The organism is Stenotrophomonas bentonitica, from assembly GCF_002887735.1.
In the GTDB taxonomy this organism is placed as follows: Bacteria; Pseudomonadota; Gammaproteobacteria; order Xanthomonadales; family Xanthomonadaceae; genus Stenotrophomonas; species Stenotrophomonas bentonitica_A.
Genome location: NZ_PKQP01000006.1, coordinates 14823 through 30893, shown reverse-complemented (window position 1 = coordinate 30893; position 16071 = coordinate 14823). Strand labels below are relative to the sequence as shown.

General features: G+C 68.0%; 15 protein-coding genes. 12 read left to right on the top strand and 3 right to left on the bottom strand.

All coding sequences use genetic code 11. The features are described 5' to 3' along the window. The first annotated feature begins 90 nt into the window (after positions 1–90). Both C0R07_RS12420 and C0R07_RS12415 read left to right on the top strand, forming a co-directional pair. The gene (locus C0R07_RS12420; RefSeq protein ID WP_102789051.1) at positions 91–1947 is read left to right on the top strand and encodes an ATP-binding protein; all 1857 of its coding nucleotides are present in this window, start codon (positions 91–93) and stop codon (positions 1945–1947) included. Positions 1948–1998: 51 nt separating this feature from the next. Beyond that, entirely contained in the window at positions 1999–4305 is a 2307-nt protein-coding gene (locus C0R07_RS12415) for a tetratricopeptide repeat protein (protein WP_070473378.1), read from the top strand. A gap of 101 nt (positions 4306–4406) precedes the next feature. Here C0R07_RS12415 and C0R07_RS12410 read toward each other — a convergent pair whose 3' ends face one another. After that, complete coding sequence (locus C0R07_RS12410; RefSeq protein WP_019184492.1) at positions 4407–5201, bottom strand: cytochrome C assembly family protein; 795 nt, start codon at positions 5199–5201, stop codon at positions 4407–4409. Positions 5202–5332: 131 nt separating this feature from the next. Here C0R07_RS12410 and ffh point away from each other — a divergent pair, with 131 nt between their 5' ends. The 8 genes from ffh to C0R07_RS12370 all read left to right on the top strand — a co-directional run bounded on the left by ffh (position 5333) and on the right by C0R07_RS12370 (position 11383). After that, entirely contained in the window at positions 5333–6712 is a 1380-nt protein-coding gene (gene ffh / locus C0R07_RS12405) for a signal recognition particle protein (RefSeq protein ID WP_019184491.1), read from the top strand. A gap of 76 nt (positions 6713–6788) precedes the next feature. Beyond that, positions 6789–7865, top strand: a complete 1077-nt coding sequence (locus C0R07_RS12400; RefSeq protein ID WP_102789050.1) for an NAD(P)H-dependent flavin oxidoreductase — start codon at positions 6789–6791, stop codon at positions 7863–7865. Beyond that, on the top strand, positions 7862–8650 hold the full coding sequence (locus C0R07_RS12395) for an aminotransferase class IV family protein (RefSeq protein WP_102789049.1): 789 nt from the start codon (positions 7862–7864) through the stop codon (positions 8648–8650). Before C0R07_RS12400 ends, C0R07_RS12395 begins: the two co-directional genes overlap by 4 nt. Before the next feature lie 127 nt (positions 8651–8777). Further along, positions 8778–9038, top strand: a complete 261-nt coding sequence (gene rpsP / locus C0R07_RS12390; protein ID WP_017356068.1) for a 30S ribosomal protein S16 — start codon at positions 8778–8780, stop codon at positions 9036–9038. Positions 9039–9081: 43 nt separating this feature from the next. Further along, complete coding sequence (gene rimM / locus C0R07_RS12385; protein ID WP_019184488.1) at positions 9082–9594, top strand: ribosome maturation factor RimM; 513 nt, start codon at positions 9082–9084, stop codon at positions 9592–9594. 5 nt (positions 9595–9599) lie between these two features. Continuing rightward, a complete protein-coding gene (gene trmD, locus C0R07_RS12380) occupies positions 9600–10358 on the top strand; it encodes a tRNA (guanosine(37)-N1)-methyltransferase TrmD (protein ID WP_019184487.1) in 759 nt (252 codons plus the stop codon). A 154-nt stretch (positions 10359–10512) separates the two neighbouring features. Further along, positions 10513–10920: a 50S ribosomal protein L19 gene (gene rplS / locus C0R07_RS12375; RefSeq protein WP_019184486.1), complete on the top strand. Its 408-nt coding sequence runs from the start codon at positions 10513–10515 to the stop codon at positions 10918–10920. A gap of 85 nt (positions 10921–11005) precedes the next feature. Beyond that, positions 11006–11383, top strand: a complete 378-nt coding sequence (locus tag C0R07_RS12370; protein WP_102789048.1) for a DUF6404 family protein — start codon at positions 11006–11008, stop codon at positions 11381–11383. Here C0R07_RS12370 and C0R07_RS12365 read toward each other — a convergent pair. Continuing rightward, positions 11380–12864 (bottom strand): MATE family efflux transporter, encoded by a 1485-nt coding sequence (locus C0R07_RS12365; RefSeq protein WP_046272175.1) that lies wholly within the window; start codon positions 12862–12864, stop codon positions 11380–11382. The genes C0R07_RS12370 and C0R07_RS12365 overlap by 4 nt on opposite strands. Before the next feature lie 64 nt (positions 12865–12928). Between C0R07_RS12365 and C0R07_RS12360 the strand changes: the two genes are divergently transcribed. Then, complete coding sequence (locus C0R07_RS12360) at positions 12929–13270, top strand: hypothetical protein (protein ID WP_254427842.1); 342 nt, start codon at positions 12929–12931, stop codon at positions 13268–13270. Continuing rightward, a complete protein-coding gene (locus C0R07_RS12355; protein ID WP_070473367.1) occupies positions 13263–13667 on the top strand; it encodes an RNA-binding S4 domain-containing protein in 405 nt (134 codons plus the stop codon). The genes C0R07_RS12360 and C0R07_RS12355 overlap by 8 nt, the downstream gene beginning before the upstream one ends. 69 nt (positions 13668–13736) lie before the next feature. Here C0R07_RS12355 and katG read toward each other — a convergent pair whose 3' ends face one another. Continuing rightward, on the bottom strand, positions 13737–15971 hold the full coding sequence (gene katG / locus C0R07_RS12350) for a catalase/peroxidase HPI (RefSeq protein ID WP_070473365.1): 2235 nt from the start codon (positions 15969–15971) through the stop codon (positions 13737–13739). Between the last annotated feature and the right edge of the window lie 100 nt (positions 15972–16071).

The following is a 16071-nucleotide window of genomic DNA, read 5'->3' as shown; positions in this document are numbered from 1 at the left end:
GTGCGTCAGCGCTCAGCCGGCCTGTGCTAGTTTTTCCGGCTCGACGAAGGCGCCCTCCGGCGCTTTCCGTGGCAAGGAGTAACCGATTACATGCAGGACCCGATGTTCAGCGCCCCCGCCGCCGAAATCCGCCGCGCCGGGGTCGATCTCAATGGATTGATGACGGTGCTGGGCAAGCACCTGTATTCCACCCCGATGGTGGCGCTGCGCGAACTGGTGCAGAACGCGCACGATTCGATCATCCGTCGCCGTATCGAGCAGCCCGGCAGCCCGGGTCTGTCGCGCATCGACGTGCAGGTGGACGCCGCCGCCGGCGTACTGCGCATCACCGATACCGGTGCCGGCCTGACCCGGCAGGAAATCCACGATTACCTGGCCACGGTTGGTGTGGGTTACACCCGGGGGCTGCGCCAGGATGGCGAGGACAATGACGGCCTGATCGGCATGTTTGGCCTGGGGTTCCTGTCGGCCTTTGTACTGGCGCGCCGCGTCAGTGTGCGCACCACTTCCTACCAGGCACCGGAACTGGGCCACCTGTACGTGTCCAGCAATGCCGAGCAGTACACCGTCAGCGACGTGCCGGCGCGCGCGATCGGCACCGAGGTCGAGCTGGAGCTGCATCCGGACTTCCTGTCGCTGGCCAACGAAGCGCGCCTGCACGAGGTGCTGGGCCGCTACTGCGCGCTGCTGTCCGAGCCGATCTTCATCGGTGCGGCGACCACCGCGATCAATCCCGAACCGCCGCCGTGGCGCGGGCAGGGTGACGTCGCGCTGCATCCGGTGCAGGCGCGCCGCCAGGCGCTGCAGTTCGCGGCCCGTTTCGAACACGATTTCGAGCCCATCGTGACGATGCCGCTGCAGTCCGATGGCAGCAGCGACGCCCTCGGCATGCTCTGGGTGCAGGACGGTGCCACCTACGGCACCAGCGACAACCGCAACCTGTCGGTGTTCGTGCGCGGCATGCTGCTGGACGACGATGCACGCGACCTGCTGCCGCCGTGGGCCGGTTTCATCGGCGGGGTGATCGAATCGTCGAAGCTGACCCCGACCGCCAGCCGCGAGGACCTGCAGCGCGATGACCACTATCGCGCCGTGCAGCATGCCCTGCTGGAAGCGCTGATCGATGGCCTCGCCGACGTCGCGCGGCAGCAGCCGGAAGCCTGGCGCCGCGTGCTCAGCCGCCACAACGAGGTCCTGCTGGGCGCGGCGCTGTGCGATGAGCGCCTGTTCGACCTGCTGCTGGAACACGTGCGCGTGCCGACCTCGCAGGGTGACCTGCCGGCCAGCGCGTTGCCGGCCCGCGGCGCAGTGCATGTGATCCTCGACAACGGTGGTGGCTTCGAGGAAATGCTGTTCCGCGCGATGGGCGTGCCGGTCGCGCATGGTCATCGCTATGCAGTAGTGCCGTTCCTGCGGCGCTGGGCCCAGGCCAAGGGCCTGCGCCTGGTCGAACTGGGTACCGAGCAGGGCAACCGCGCCCTGTTCCGCACCGACGACAGCCTTGACGATACGCAGTTGGCCTGGCTGCGCGAGCACCTGGGCGATGGCGAGCAGCTGCTGCCGGCGCGGTTCAGCCCCGAGGCGCTGCCGGTGGTGGTGGTGCCCGACCGCGAAGCCGAACTGAAGCAGCGCCTGGAAGACGACGAGAACGACAAGCGCGTATCGATGGCCGCATTGCGACTGGCCCGCCAATTCACCGCGCGCATCGAGGCACGTGCGCCGTCGCGGCTGTACCTCAACCTGGACAATCCAGCGGTGCAGGCGTTGCTGCAGGCCCAGCGCGAGGGCCACCCGCAGGCCGGGGCGGCCGCGCGCCTGCTGCGCTCACTGAAGATCATCGTGTCCGCGCAGGGCCGGCCGTTGCAGCGGAGCACCGCGACGCCAGGCCCCGATCTCAACGGTGCATTTACCGATATTGCCGGTGCCCTGCAGCAGATGCTGCGCTGAGTACCGCCCCCTCTCTCATCAAGCCTTCGCTAGACAGGAGCCTCAACCCCCATGGATATCTGGAACTGGGTCGAAAAACTGCAGGAAGACCTGCGCCAGGCAGGCCAGGCACAGAACGCCCACCTGCTGACACGCCTTGCCGATGACGTCAGTGAACTGCAGGTCGACCGCGTCGATGCACTGCTGCCTGAAGCGCGCGCGCTGGGCAAGGCATTGGACAACCCCTGGGTCGACGTCTATGTCGGCCACTGGGCCCTGCGCAACCGCGTCGGCAACCGCATGGAAGGTGAAAGCGCGCTGGGCGAGTCGGTGGCGCTGTTCGAGCGCGCACACCGCGCCGATACCCTGGACTGCCCGCAGTCTATCTGCGTCACCCAGGATCTTGCCGCCTGCTACGGCAACATCGATGGTCCGGGCTGGGTGCCCGAACGCATCGAGGTCTGCGACGAGACGCTGGGCCGCATCGACCCGAGCTGGGCCTGCTTCCAGTGCCTGAGCTGCGAGAAGGCCGACGCGCTGCTGGACGACGGCCGCGGCCAGGACGCGCTGGAGTACCTGCAGGTGCAGGCGGCGGCGATCCAGGCGCGCGGCAAGGAAGTGTTCGACAGCTTCCCTGAAATGCAGATCAAGATCCTGCTTGCCAGTGGTCGTGCGCAGGAGGCGCTGGCGCTGATCGAGACGCGCGAAGCCGAGGTGGCCGCTGCGGGCGAATACGAACCTGCCAACTGCACGGTGCCGCGCCGGCTGTCCAAGGCCTGGGCACTGGCCCAGCTGGGGCGCGATGAAGAGGCGCTGCAGCAGCTGGTGCCCTGGAGCGAGCTGACGCCGAATCACTGGCGGCTGTGGGCCAATACCGCTTCGACGCTGTGCAGCCGTGATGGCGCACGCAATACATGGGATCTGGGGACGCGCTTCAACACGATCATCGAGCACTTCGCCGCTGTCGGCGCGCATCGCCTGGTGATCGAGATCGCCGCGTTGAGCCTTGAACTCGCCCTGCAGCGCGGTGCACGCTGGGTGGCGCAGCGCCAGCTTGGACTGGCCCGTACCCACCTGGCGCTTCTGCGGCAGGATCGTGGCGCTGCCGCGCTGGTGGATGGATTGGCGGCGCGGATCGAGGCGCTGCCGGAGATGGCACCCTTGCCGGTGCCGGCCGATGAACTGCTGGCATGGCTGCAGGCCCAGGGCGAACAGCACCAGTCGCGCGATCCCGAGCGCGAAGCGCAGTGGCTGCTGCAGGCGCACGCCGAGCGGCCGGACGACGGCGCACTGGCCGAAGTTGCCGCCTCGGCGTTGCATGCCTGTGGCGCGAAGACCGAAGCGCAGGCGCTGCTGTGGGACTTCGTGCGCGCCCACGCGCAGGAAGATGGCGCAGCGGCCTATACGCTGATGCGTTGGCTGGCCGAGCAGGGCGATGATGACGGCCTGCGCAGGCTGGCGGCGACCTACCGCGACAGCGTGCCGGTGTTCGCGCACTGGTGCGAGGTGCAGCGTGCCCGGCGCGCGTCCGACTGGCCGGCGCTGGAACAGGCCGCGCAGGCGTTGCTGGCCTTGTCGCCAGGCTCGAACGGCGCACGCGGGACGCTTGCCCGCATGTACATGGAGACCGGCCGCTTCAGCGACGCGCAGGCCTGCTATGCGCAGCTGGTGGAGACGCAGGATGAGCCCAACGCCGCGCACTGGGACCACATGAGTGCGGCCAGCGCGGCGCGCGACTGGGAGGCGGTGCGCCGCTCGGCGGCGGCGATCGGCATGGAACTGTCCAGTCAGCAGGGCGTGGTCGAAGAGGCCTGGGGCTGGGTGATCATCCGCAGCGAAGAAGGCGGCGAGCCGATGGAGTACTACGGCCGCCGCACCGGACCGGTGACCGCGCGCATCGTCGAGAACGCACCGGCCAACCGCGCGCAGCAGGTGGGGGACTGGGTGGTGTTTGACGCCGGCCTCGTACACCCCGCGCCGGAGGACGAAGCGGAGCGCGAGCACTTCATTCCGACCTATGCGCAGGTGCACGTGCTGGAGCGGGGCGGTTTCGCACGCAGCTGGCTGGTCGACGGCGCGCACCCGGGCGAGGAGGCGTGGAACGCTCTGGTAGCAGCGGCAGAGGCACAGGGCTGGAAGGTGTGGGCGCACAGCCGGCCGGACTACACGGTGACCGATCCGGATGCGGAAGGCGGGACGCTGCCGGGCCTGCTGTTCACTATCGCCCAGCCACAGGATCACGCGCCGCTGGCACTGCATCGCTTCCTGCAGCAGGTGACGGCGGAGTGGGCGCACCCGCACTGCTGGCTGCGCCTGGCCGAGGCCTGCGACCAGGACCGTCAGCCGCATCTGGACGCGATCGAACGGTACGGGTTGTGATCAACGGATAGCGGATTGGTGCCCGCCAGCGGCCTGCCGGCCAACAGTCGGCAGCTTCCCTGCGAGATTCGGGTAGGTGCCGACCGCTGGTCGGCACGCCGCTATCGCGTGCGGCCGAACACCAATTCGATCACGAACTGGCTGCCGAAGAACGCCAACAGCAGCAGCGCCATCGCGGTCAGGGTCCAGTGCACCGCCTTCGCGCCGCGCCAGCCGTAGCGGCGGCGGCCGATCAGCAGGGTGCCGAACACGATCCAGGACAGGATGCTGAGCACGGTCTTGTGGACCAGCTTCTGCGCCAGCAGGTCATCGACGAACAGCACGCCGGTCACCAGGGTGAGCGTCAATAGCGCAAAGCCGACCGCGATCACGCGGAACAGCAGGGCTTCAAGATCGGCCAGCGGGGGCAGGGCGCGCAGCCACGGCCGGAAATCGCGGCGGCGCAGGGCGCGCTCCTGCAGCCACAGCATGATGGCCAGCAGCGCGGCCACGCTGAGGGTGGCGTAGGCAAGCAGGGCCATCCACGCGTGGGTGGCCAGCTGCCAGCCCAGCGGCCTGCTCGGCTCGTGGCCGTAGGCGTGATAGATCCACAACACTGCGGCGGCCATCGGGAACACCAGCACGCCAAGTGCTGCCATGCGCCCGCGCGCGGCGACCAGCGAGGTCAGCCACGCCATGCCCAGGCCGACCAGCGACAGGGCCGCGAAAAAGTGCATGTCCGGGCCGCCGCTGGTGCGCATCGCCACCAGCACGTGATAGCCGCCGTGCAGCAGCATCGCCGGGAGCGCCGGCCACAGCCAGGCCGGGGAGGTCACCGCATCATCGCGGACGACCGCGCGCACCAGCAGGCCGGTGGCGGTCAGGTACAGCAGGGTCGCGATGAGAACGATTGTCATCGTGTCAGTTTCGCATACCCCCGGGGTGCTGGCGATGCCCGGCGGGCGGCAGGTTGCGGTCGGTCCGGGAGCCGGGGCGGAACCGTTATACTGGCGGTCTCATTGTCTTTTGTTCTGAACAGGTCGCTTCCATGTTCGAGTCCCTGACCCAGCGCCTCTCCGGCACCATCGAGCGGCTGCGCGGCCGCGGTCGCCTGACCGAGGAAAACATCCGCGAGGCCACCCGCGAAGTCCGCATCGCGCTGCTCGAGGCCGATGTCGCGCTGCCCGTGGTGCAGGCGCTGGTCGAGCGCATCAAGGTGCGCGCGGTTGGCCAGGAAGTGCTCAAGTCGCTGACCCCGGGCCAGGCGCTGATCAAGGTCGTGCGCGACGAGCTGACCGCGGTCATGGGCTCGGCCGCCTCGGACCTGAACCTCAATGTGCCGGCGCCGGCGATCATCCTGATGGCCGGCCTGCAGGGTGCGGGCAAGACCACCACCGTGGGCAAGCTGGCCAAGCACCTCAAGGAAAAGCGCAAGAAGAAGGTGATGGTGGTCTCGGCCGACGTCTACCGTCCGGCCGCGATCGAGCAGCTCAAGACGCTGGCCGACCAGGTCGGTGTGCTGTTCTTCCCGTCCACCGCCGACCAGAAGCCGGAAGCCATCGTCCGCGCCGCGATCGATGACGCGCGCAAGTCGTTCGTCGATGTGCTGATCGTCGATACCGCCGGTCGCCTGGCCATCGATGAAGCGATGATGGCCGAGATCAAGGCGCTGCACGCCGCGGTCAACCCGGCCGAAACGCTGTTCGTGGTCGACGCCATGACCGGCCAGGATGCCGCCAACACCGCCAAGGCCTTCGGCGATGCGCTGCCGCTGACCGGCGTGGTGCTGACCAAGACCGACGGTGACGCCCGCGGCGGTGCCGCGCTGAGCGTGCGCTACATCACCGGCAAGCCGATCAAGTTCGTCGGTGTGAGCGAAAAGCCGGACGGCCTGGATGTGTTCCACCCGGACCGTATCGCCAGCCGCATCCTGGACATGGGCGATGTGCTGTCGCTGGTGGAGCAGGTCGAGCAGCAGGTCGACAAGGACAAGGCCCAGAAGCTGGCCGAGAAGGTCGCCAAGGGCAAGAAGTTCGATCTGAACGACATGCGGGACCAGCTCGAGCAGATGCAGAACATGGGCGGCATCGGCGGCCTGATGGACAAGCTGCCGGGCCTGGGCCAGATCCCCGAGCACCTCAAGCAGCAGGTCAGCCAGGGCAAGGAAGTGCCGCGCATGATCGCGATCATCAACTCGATGACCAAGAAAGAGCGCCGCAACCCGGGCCTGCTCAACGGCTCGCGCCGCGCCCGCATCGCGCGTGGTTCCGGCCTGACCCCGGCCGACGTCAACAAGCTCATGAAGCAGTTCCAGCAGATGGAAAAGATGATGAGCAAGATGGCCGGCGGCGGCATGAAGGGCATGATGCGCAGCATGAAGGGGATGATGGGCGCCATGGGCGGCCGCGGCGGCATGCCGTTCCGCTGAGTCCTGCGCGCATGCATTCCGGGCGGGGGCGGTGCGGCGTATGCTGGCACCGTCTCCTTCCCCAGGTGCGCCGCGCGTGAATGGTTCCCCGCTTCTCGAACGCGCCGACAGCTTCTGTCGGCGTTTTGCATTGCAGGCCCCGATCCTGCTCGCGCCGATGGCCGGCGCCTGCCCGGTGCCGCTGTCGGCCGCGCTGGCCAACGCCGGCAGCATGGGCGCGATGGGCGCGGTGTTGTCCCAGCCGCAGGACATCGTGGCGTGGATGACCGATTTCCGCGCGCAGTCCGCAGGGCCGGCGCAGGTCAATGTCTGGATTCCTGATCCGCTGCCGCGGCGCGATGCCGATGCGGAAGCCGCGACACGTCGCTTCCTGGCGCAGTGGGGGCCTGAGGTAGCGGCCAGTGCGGCCGATGCCGGGCCAGCCGATTTCGATGCGCAGTTCGAGGCCCTGATCGAGGCGCGCCCGGCGGTGGCCTCGACCATCATGGGCGTGTTCTCCGCAGCGCAGGTGCAGCGCCTGAAAGACGTCGGCATCGCTTGGATCGCGTGTGCGACCACCTTGGCGGAAGCGCGTGCCGCACAGGCCGCCGGCGCCGACGCGGTGGTTGCGCAGGGGTTTGAAGCCGGCGGGCATCGGGGCGCGTTCGATCCGGATGCGGCCGAGCGCCAGCTGGTCGGGTTGTTCGCGCTGCTGCCGCGGCTGGCCGATCATCTGGATATTCCGGTGATCGCGGCCGGTGGCATCGCCGATGGGCGCGGCATGGCCGCGGCGCTGACGCTGGGCGCGAGTGCAGTGCAGGTGGGCACCGCGTTCCTGCGTACCCCCGAGTGTCATTTGAATCCGGCGTGGTCGCAGGCATTGGCCGAGGCCGAACCCGAAGATACCTGGCCGACCCGCGCCTTCAGTGGTCGCCTCGGCCGTGGCCTGGCGACCGCGTATGTACGTGCCGCCGCGTCTGCCGATGCGCCGCCGCCGCGCCCGTATCCGGTGCAGCGTGGCCTGACCGCACCGATGCGCACGCAGGCGGGCCGCGACAGCAACCTCGATGCGATGCAGGCCTGGGCCGGGCAATCCGCGTGGATGGCACCGGCACGCCCCGCCGCCGAGGTGCTGCAGCAGATGTGGTCCGACGCCAAGGCGTTGCTGGGATGACGCCGTACTGCAATGGCCGGCCGGCCACGGTCGATGATCTTGCCGGGGCGCTGACCAACTACGGCCATTTCACCTCGTTGCAGGTGCGCGGTGGTGCGGTGCAGGGCCTGGACCTGCATCTGCAGCGCCTGCAGCAGGGCACGGCCGAGCTGTTCGGCAGCGCACTGGATCCGCTGCAGGTGCGGGCCTGGATGCACGGCGCGCTGCGGGTCGAGGACGTGGTCGATGCGTCGCTGCGGGTGACTGTGTTCTCGCGCCAGTTCGATTTCCGGCGGCCGCTGCAACCGGTGGCCGTCGATGTGCTGGTCGCCGTGGCGCCACCGGTCGATCTACCGGCGATATCGCGGCGGCTGCGGACGGTGCGCTATCAGCGCGAGCTGCCGCACGTGAAGCATGTCGGTACGTTCGCGCTGTTCCAGCATCGTCGCGAGGCATTGCAGGCTGGCGTGGACGACGCGCTGTTCGTTGGCGACGACGGGCATATCAGCGAAGGCACCACCTGGAACATCGCCTTCGCCAGTGGTGGCACGCTGGTCTGGCCGCAGGCGCGCGCGCTGCGCGGCACCCACGAACGCCTGCTGCAGGCAGGGTGGGGCGGCGATCAGCAGGTGCGGCCGGTCGCGCTGGCGGACCTGGCCGGGTTCGACGCCGCCATCGCCTGCAATGCCGCCGGCATCTGGCCGATCGCGAGGGTCGATGGCGTCGCACTGGGGAACTCGGAAGCCCTGTGCGCCAACGCCCGGCGGGTGCTCGCCGGGACACCCTGGCAGCCCTTGTCGTCGTGAACGCCCCGATCAGTGGGCCCGGTTCAGCTTTCACGGCCTTCACAGGCTTGGAATGGCGGGAGGCCGCCGCTATAATCGCCGGCTTACCGCGCCATCCTGGCGACTGGGCAATTGAGGAAACAACACCATGGTCAAGATTCGACTGACCCGCGGCGGCGCCAAGAAGCGTCCGTTCTACCACATCATCGTGACCGACTCGCGTAGCGCCCGTGATGGCCGCAACATCGAGCGCGTCGGTTACTACAACCCGGTTGCCCAGGGTGCCGAGTCCCGCATCGTGCTGGACCTGCCGCTGGTCGACAAGTGGGTCGCCAACGGCGCCCAGATGACCGACAAGGTCCGCAACCTGTACAAGGAAGCGACCAAGGCCCAGGCCTCCGCGGCCTGATCCTGAAGGGCCGCGCCTGCCGCGGCCCATTCGGTCTATTCAGATGAAAGATACCGAGCGCCGGATCCTGCTGGGCAGGATTGTCGGCGCTTTTGGTGTGCGAGGCGAGATCAAGCTCGAGTCCTGGACCGAGCCGCGTACCGCCATTTTCCACTATCAGCCCTGGATCCTGCGGACCCCCGCCGGCCAGGAGAGCACGCTCACCGGTGCGCGCGGACGTCAGTCCGGCAAGCATCTGGTCGCCGTGTTTCCCGGCATCACCGACCGCGACGTGGTCGAGGCGATGTACGGGACCGAAGTCTATGTCGCGCGCAGCGCACTGCCGCCGCCGAAGCCCGATGAATATTACTGGGTGGATCTGGAGGGCCTGCAGGTGCGTACCGTCGATGGCGTCGAACTGGGGCGGGCATCCCACCTGTTCTCGACCGGCTCCAACGATGTGCTCGTGGTGCAGGGTGACCGTGAGCGGATGATTCCGTTCGTGCAGCCCGAATTCGTGGTGTCGGTGGATTTCGAGGCCAACCTGATCGTGGTCGACTGGGATCCGGAGTTCTAGGCCGGATGCGTATCGACGTCGTCACGTTGTTCCCCGAGTTCATGGCGCAGTCGGCCGCGCTGGGCGTGGTCGGCCGTGCCGCTGAGCGCGGTCTGCTGGACCTGCACGGCTGGAATCCGCGTGACTATGCCGAAGGCAACTACCGCCGGGTGGACGACCGTCCGTTCGGGGGTGGCCCGGGCATGGTCATGCTGATCGAGCCGCTGCGGGCCTGCCTGGCTGCGGCCAAGGCGGCGGACCCGGCGCCTGCGCCGGTGATCTACCTCAGCCCGCAGGGCAGGCCGCTGACCCAGGCCAAGGTCCGGGAACTGGCGGCGCTGCCGCGCATGATCCTGCTCTGCGGCCGCTATGAAGGCATCGACGAGCGCTTCCTCGAGGCCGAGGTCACCGAGGAGATCTCGCTGGGCGACTACGTCCTGTCCGGCGGTGAGCTGGGCGCGGCGGTGATCGTCGATGCGGTGACCCGCCTGCAGGACGGGGCCCTCGGCGATGCCGAATCGGCCGCCCAGGACAGTTTCGAAGGCCCGCAGGGGCTGCTGGACTGCCCGCACTACAGTCATCCCGCGCAGCATGAATGGGGCACTGTCCCGGACGTGCTGCGCTCGGGCAACCATGCCGCCATCGCCCGTTGGCGACGGCAGCAGTCGCTGCTGCGTACCGCGCTGCGGCGGCCGGATCTGCTCGATGAAAGCCAGTTGCCCAAGGCCGACCGCCTCCTGCTGGAGCAGGCACGGCAGGCCCTTGCCAAGGATCCGACCCCCTAGCGCGGGGGCGGGATCTTGTTTACAATCCGGGATTGCCATCGGCCTTTTGGGCGCGGTGGCAGGAATCCCTACAAAAAACGTGCAGCACAGTCCGGTGACTGCATGAGCCCACGTTGTCGAACGACACGACCACCCGAACACTATCGGTGCACCCATGAGCAAGCTGAACAAATCCATCCTCTCGGACTTCGAATCCGCCCAGATCACCCGCGAGCTGCCGAAGTTCAGCCAGGGTGACACCGTCGTCGTCAACGTGAAGGTGAAGGAAGGCAACCGTGAGCGCGTGCAGGCTTACGAAGGCGTCGTCATCGGCACCAAGAACGCCGGCCTGAACTCCGCGTTCACCGTCCGCAAGATCTCGCACGGCTACGGCGTCGAGCGCGTCTTCCAGACCCACAGCGCCATCATCGACTCGGTCGAAGTGAAGCGTCGTGGCAAGGTCCGCGCCGGCAAGCTGTACTACCTGCGTGGTCTGGAAGGCAAGGCTGCCCGCATCAAGGAAGATCTGGCTGCTGCTGCGCAGGCCAAGGCCGCGCGCCTGGCTGCCAAGGCTGCCCAGTAATTCCCGGCCGACAACTTCGGTTGTCGCCTCAAACGGCCACCTTCGGGTGGCCGTTTGCGTTTGTGGCCTCGTGATGGAGAAGCACATGGACCGTTATCCCGCCGACGTACGTCTTGCCCTGCAGGCCATGGCCGACGCCAAGGTGCCGGCCGGCATGCGCGCACCGCCGATGCATCGGCTGCTGTGGCGCATGGGGCTGCGCGTACCGCCCCCGCTGCTCGCCAGCTTCGGTGCCAACCTGTTCGTGATGGGCGGGCTGTTCGGGGTGCTGTGGGGCGTGTTGTGGCGCCTGTTGATGGGGCTGGTGCTTGACCTTGGCTCGCTCACGCTCGGCATCACCGTGGGCAGTGCTGTCATGGCCGGGCTGTTGTTCGGCCTGCTGATGGCGCTGCTCATGCGCTACCAGCGCCGGCGCTACAGGCTGCCGGCCTGGAAGACCCTGCTGCAGGGTCGCGTGGCCTAATCCGGCCGTGCGCTGCCCGCCGCGGCGGGCTGCAGCGTGGTGGGATTCGGGTCCGCCACGGGTGACGGCGGCGACGCCGGGATCTCGGCCGGGGCTGCCAGCTCTTCATGATGGCTGGGCAGCATGCGGGCCTTGCGCCAGCCGCCCCAGCGGTAATACGCCAGCGACATCAGCATCGCGCAGAACGAGCTGACCGGGAAACTCCACCACACCGCGTCGGCGCCCCAGCGGTCCTGCAGCAGCTCGGCGAACGGCACGCGGATGCCCCACAGCGAGGCGGCCAGGATCAGCAGCGGCGGGATCACCGCGCCGGTGGAGCGCACCACGCCGGAGATCACGAAGTTCACGCCGAAGAACAGGAACGACCACACCGCGATGTGGTTGAGGTGGCGGGCCACTTCCAGCGCCTGGCTGCCCTCGGGCAGGAACAGGGCGAGCGTGTAACGATCAAGCAGGATCAGCGGCAGGATCAGCACGCCGGTCAGCAGGAAGTTGTAGAGCACACCGCTGCGGGCGGTGCCACGGACGCGGTCCCATCGCTGCGCGCCGACGTTCTGTGCGGCCATGGTCGAGCACGCCGCGCCGATCGCCATCGCCGGCATCTGCACATAGGTCCACAGCTGCAGCGAGGCACCATACGCGGCCGCGGTATCGGTGCCGTAGCCGTTGACCATGGTCATCATCAGGATCATCGACAGCGAGATCAGCACCATCTGCAGGCCCATCGGCACGCCCTTGACCACCAAGGCGCGCAGGATCTCCCCATCGATCTTGAACAGCGCCATGTCCTTGCGCCCCAGCCAGAGCACATGGCGCTTGTTGCGCATGTACCAGAGCAGGCCGAGCAGCGAGAGGGTCTGCGCGATCAGCGTGGCCCAGGCCGCGCCGGCGATCCCCAGCTGCGGGAACGGGCCGATGCCGAAGATCAGCAGCGGGTTGAAGCCGATGTCCAGCAGCACCGAGAGCAGCAGGAAGCGGAACGGCGTGCGTGAATCGCCCACGCCGCGCAGTGCCGAGCTCAGGAAGGCGAAGGCATACAGCGTGGGCATCGCCAGGAAGATGATGCGCAGGTAGGCCTCGGCCAGTGGCAGGGACTCGGCCGGTGTACCCATCGCCGCCAGCAGCGGGTGTGAGAGCCACCAGCCGGCGATCGCGATCACCACCGACAGGCCGATGAAGAAGGTCGCGCTGGTGCCCATCACGCGCCGCGCCTGCGGCAGGTCGCGTGCGCCCATCGACTGGCCGATCAGGATCGAGGCGGCCATGCCGATCCCGAACACCGAGCCGATCAGGAAGAACATGATGTTGTTGGCGTTCGCGGTGGCGGTGAGCGCCGCTTCGCCGAGGAAGCGGCCGACCCAGATCGCGTTCACCGAGCCGTTCAGCGACTGGGCGATGTTGCCGGCCAGGATCGGCAGGGCGAACAGGAACAGATTGCGCCCGATCGGGCCGGTGGTCAGGTCAAGCGGCGCTTTGGCCATGTGCGCTGGAGATCATGCTCAGAGAGCGGCACACTAGCACCAAGCCCATCAAGGGGATATCGCGATGCGCACTTCCGCGTCTCAACGCACGTCAGCCGCTCCCCCGGCAGTGCCGGCCGCTGGCCGGCTGCCTATCCTCCTGGATGACCGGTTCATCCCCACCACGCTGGCCCTCTTGATTGCCGCCTCGCTGGCCGCATGTTCGAGTACGGACGACCGCCTGCGCGACGCACAGGTAAGGCCCATGGACCGACCGGAATGCCAGGTCGGCAGCCAGCGCCGTGATCTGGATGCCGGAGTGCCGGTGCTGATCGGTGGCACGGGGTGCCGCGGCAATCCGGACGCGACGCAACCGCTTAACCGACAACCGGCCAACGCCGTGGAGCTGGGTAGAAAGCATGACTGAAGCAACACCGGTAGCCGCCGTGCGGCTGGACGTATGGCTGTGGGCCGCACGGTTTTTCCGGACCCGCAGCCTGGCCAAACAGGCGGTGGAAACCGGCAAGGTGGACGTGGCCGGGCAGCGTCCGAAATCCTCGCGCGCGGTGCGCGTGGGCGAAGCCCTGCAGATCAGCCGGGGCGATGAAGTGTTCGAGATCGAGGTCCGTGGCCTGAGCGATATGCGCGGCCCGGCACCGGTGGCGCAGCAGTTGTATGTCGAAAGTGAAACGTCGCTGGCTCGCCGCGCGGAGGTGCGCCTGCAGCGTGCGGCGGCGAAGAACGGTTACCTGCCGCCGGAGCACAAGCCGGACAAGCGTGCGCGTCGATTGATCCGTGCGCTGGGCGATCTGGACGCGCTGTGAGGGGCGCCCTGCAGAAATGAAAAGACCGGGCCAGTGGGCCCGGTCTTCGTGTGTGCCTGCGACAGCGGATCAGCGCAGGTCGTAGCGGTCCAGCTCCATCACCCGCGCCCAGGCAGCGACGAAGTCGCGAACGAACTTCTTCTCGCCGTCCGCGCTGGCGTAGACCTCGGCCAGTGCACGCAACACCGAGTTCGAGCCGAACACCAGGTCCACGCGGCTGCCGCTCCAGCGCTGCGCGCCGGTGCTGCGGTCGCGGCCGCTGTAGCCATCGCCGTTGGCCACCCACTGCGTGCGCATGTCGAGCAGGTTGACGAAGAAGTCGTTGCTCAACGTGCCGACGCGATCGGTGAACACGCCGTCCTGGCTGCCGCCGACGTTGGTGCCGATCACGCGCAGGCCACCGACCAGTGCGGTCATTTCCGGGGCGGTCAGCGTGAGCAGCTGTGCGCGGTCGATCAGCATCGCCTCGGCAGGCACGGCGTAACGGCCCTTGACGTAGTTGCGGAACCCATCGGCGTACGGTTCCAGCACCGAGAACGAGTCCACATCGGTCTGCGCCTGGCTGGCATCGGTGCGGCCCGGGTTGAACGGCACGCTCACCTCATGGCCACCGGCCTTGGCCGCCTGCTCGACGCCGACATTGCCGGCCAGCACGATCAGGTCGGCCAGCGACACCTGAGCACCGCCATCGCCCTTGAAGCCGCTCTGGATCTTCTCCAGCGCGGCCAGCACCTTGCCCAGCTGCTGCGGCTGGTTGACCGCCCAGTCCTTCTGCGGGGCCAGGCGCACGCGCGCACCATTGGCGCCACCGCGCTTGTCCGAACCGCGGAAGGTGGACGCCGACGCCCACGCGGTGGAGACCAGCTCACCTACGCTCAGCCCGGCCGCAGCGATCTGCTGTTTCAGCGAGGCAATGTCCTGCGCGCTGATCGTGGCCTGGGGGGCTGCCGGCACCGGATCCTGCCAGACGAATTCTTCGGCCGGAATCTCCGGGCCGAGATAGCGTGCGCGCGGGCCCATGTCGCGATGGGTCAACTTGAACCACGCACGGGCGAAGGCATCGGCAAAGGCCTGCGGGTCGGCCAGGAAGCGACGCGAGATCTTTTCGTACGCCGGGTCCACCCGCAGCGACAGGTCGGTGGTGAGCATGGTCGGGCGATGCTTCTTCGACGGATCGTGCGCATCGGGAATGATCGCCTCGCTGTCCTTGGCTACCCACTGGTGCGCACCGGCCGGGCTCTTGGTCAGTTCCCACTCGTGGCCGAACAGGATCTCGAAGAAGTCGTGGCTCCATTGCGCCGGTGTGCGCGTCCAGGTCACTTCCAGGCCACTGGTAATGGTGTCGCCGCCCTTGCCGGTGCCGAATCGGTTGGCCCAGCCCAGGCCCTGGCTTTCCAGCCCGGCCGCTTCTGGTTCCACATCGACGTTGTCGGCCGGGCCGGCGCCGTGGGTCTTGCCGAAGCTGTGGCCACCGGCGATCAGGGCGACGGTTTCCTCATCGTCCATGGCCATGCGGCCGAAGGTATCGCGGATGTCGAATGCTGCCTTGAGCGGATCGGGGTTGCCGTCCGGGCCTTCCGGATTGACGTAGATCAGGCCCATCTGCACGGCGGCCAGCGGGTTCTCGAGATCGCGTGAGTGGATGTCGCCGTCCGCGTCGTCATCGGAGACCAGCACACCGTGGTCTTCCTGCACGCCTTCAGAGCCGTGCGCATACCGCACGTCGCCGCCCAGCCAGGTGGTTTCGCGACCCCAGTACACGTCCTGGTCCGGTTCCCAGGTATCGGGGCGGCCGCCGGCGAAGCCCAACGTCTTGAAGCCCATCGATTCCAGTGCGACGTTGCCGGTCAGCACCAGCAGGTCGGCCCAGGAGATTGCCTGGCCATACTTCTGCTTGATCGGCCACAGCAGGCGGCGGGCCTTGTCCAGGCTGACATTGTCCGGCCAGCTGTTGAGCGGTGCGAAGCGCTGCTGGCCGCGGCCGGCGCCACCCCGGCCATCGCCGATGCGGTAGGTGCCGGCGCTGTGCCAGGCCATGCGCACGAACAGGCCGCCGTAATGGCCGAAGTCGGCTGGCCACCAGTCCTGCGAGTCGGTCATCAAGGCCTTGAGGTCGGCCTTGAGCGCGGCGTAATCCAGGCCCTTGAAGGCCTCGGCGTAATCGAAGGTGTCATCCAGCGGCTGTGAGCGGCTCGAGTGCTGGTTGAGCAGATCCACCCGCAGCTGCTTGGGCCACCAGTCCCGGTTGGTGGTGGCATCGCCGACGAGGGCGTGGTTGAACGGACACTTGGCTTCGCTTTTCATGGGTATCTACCTGTGGACTGGCGAACGTGGAGACCACCGGCGCGGGGGAGGCGATGGCGACGTCGGGTAACGTGGCACCTGCACGTGCGGCGCGTGGGGC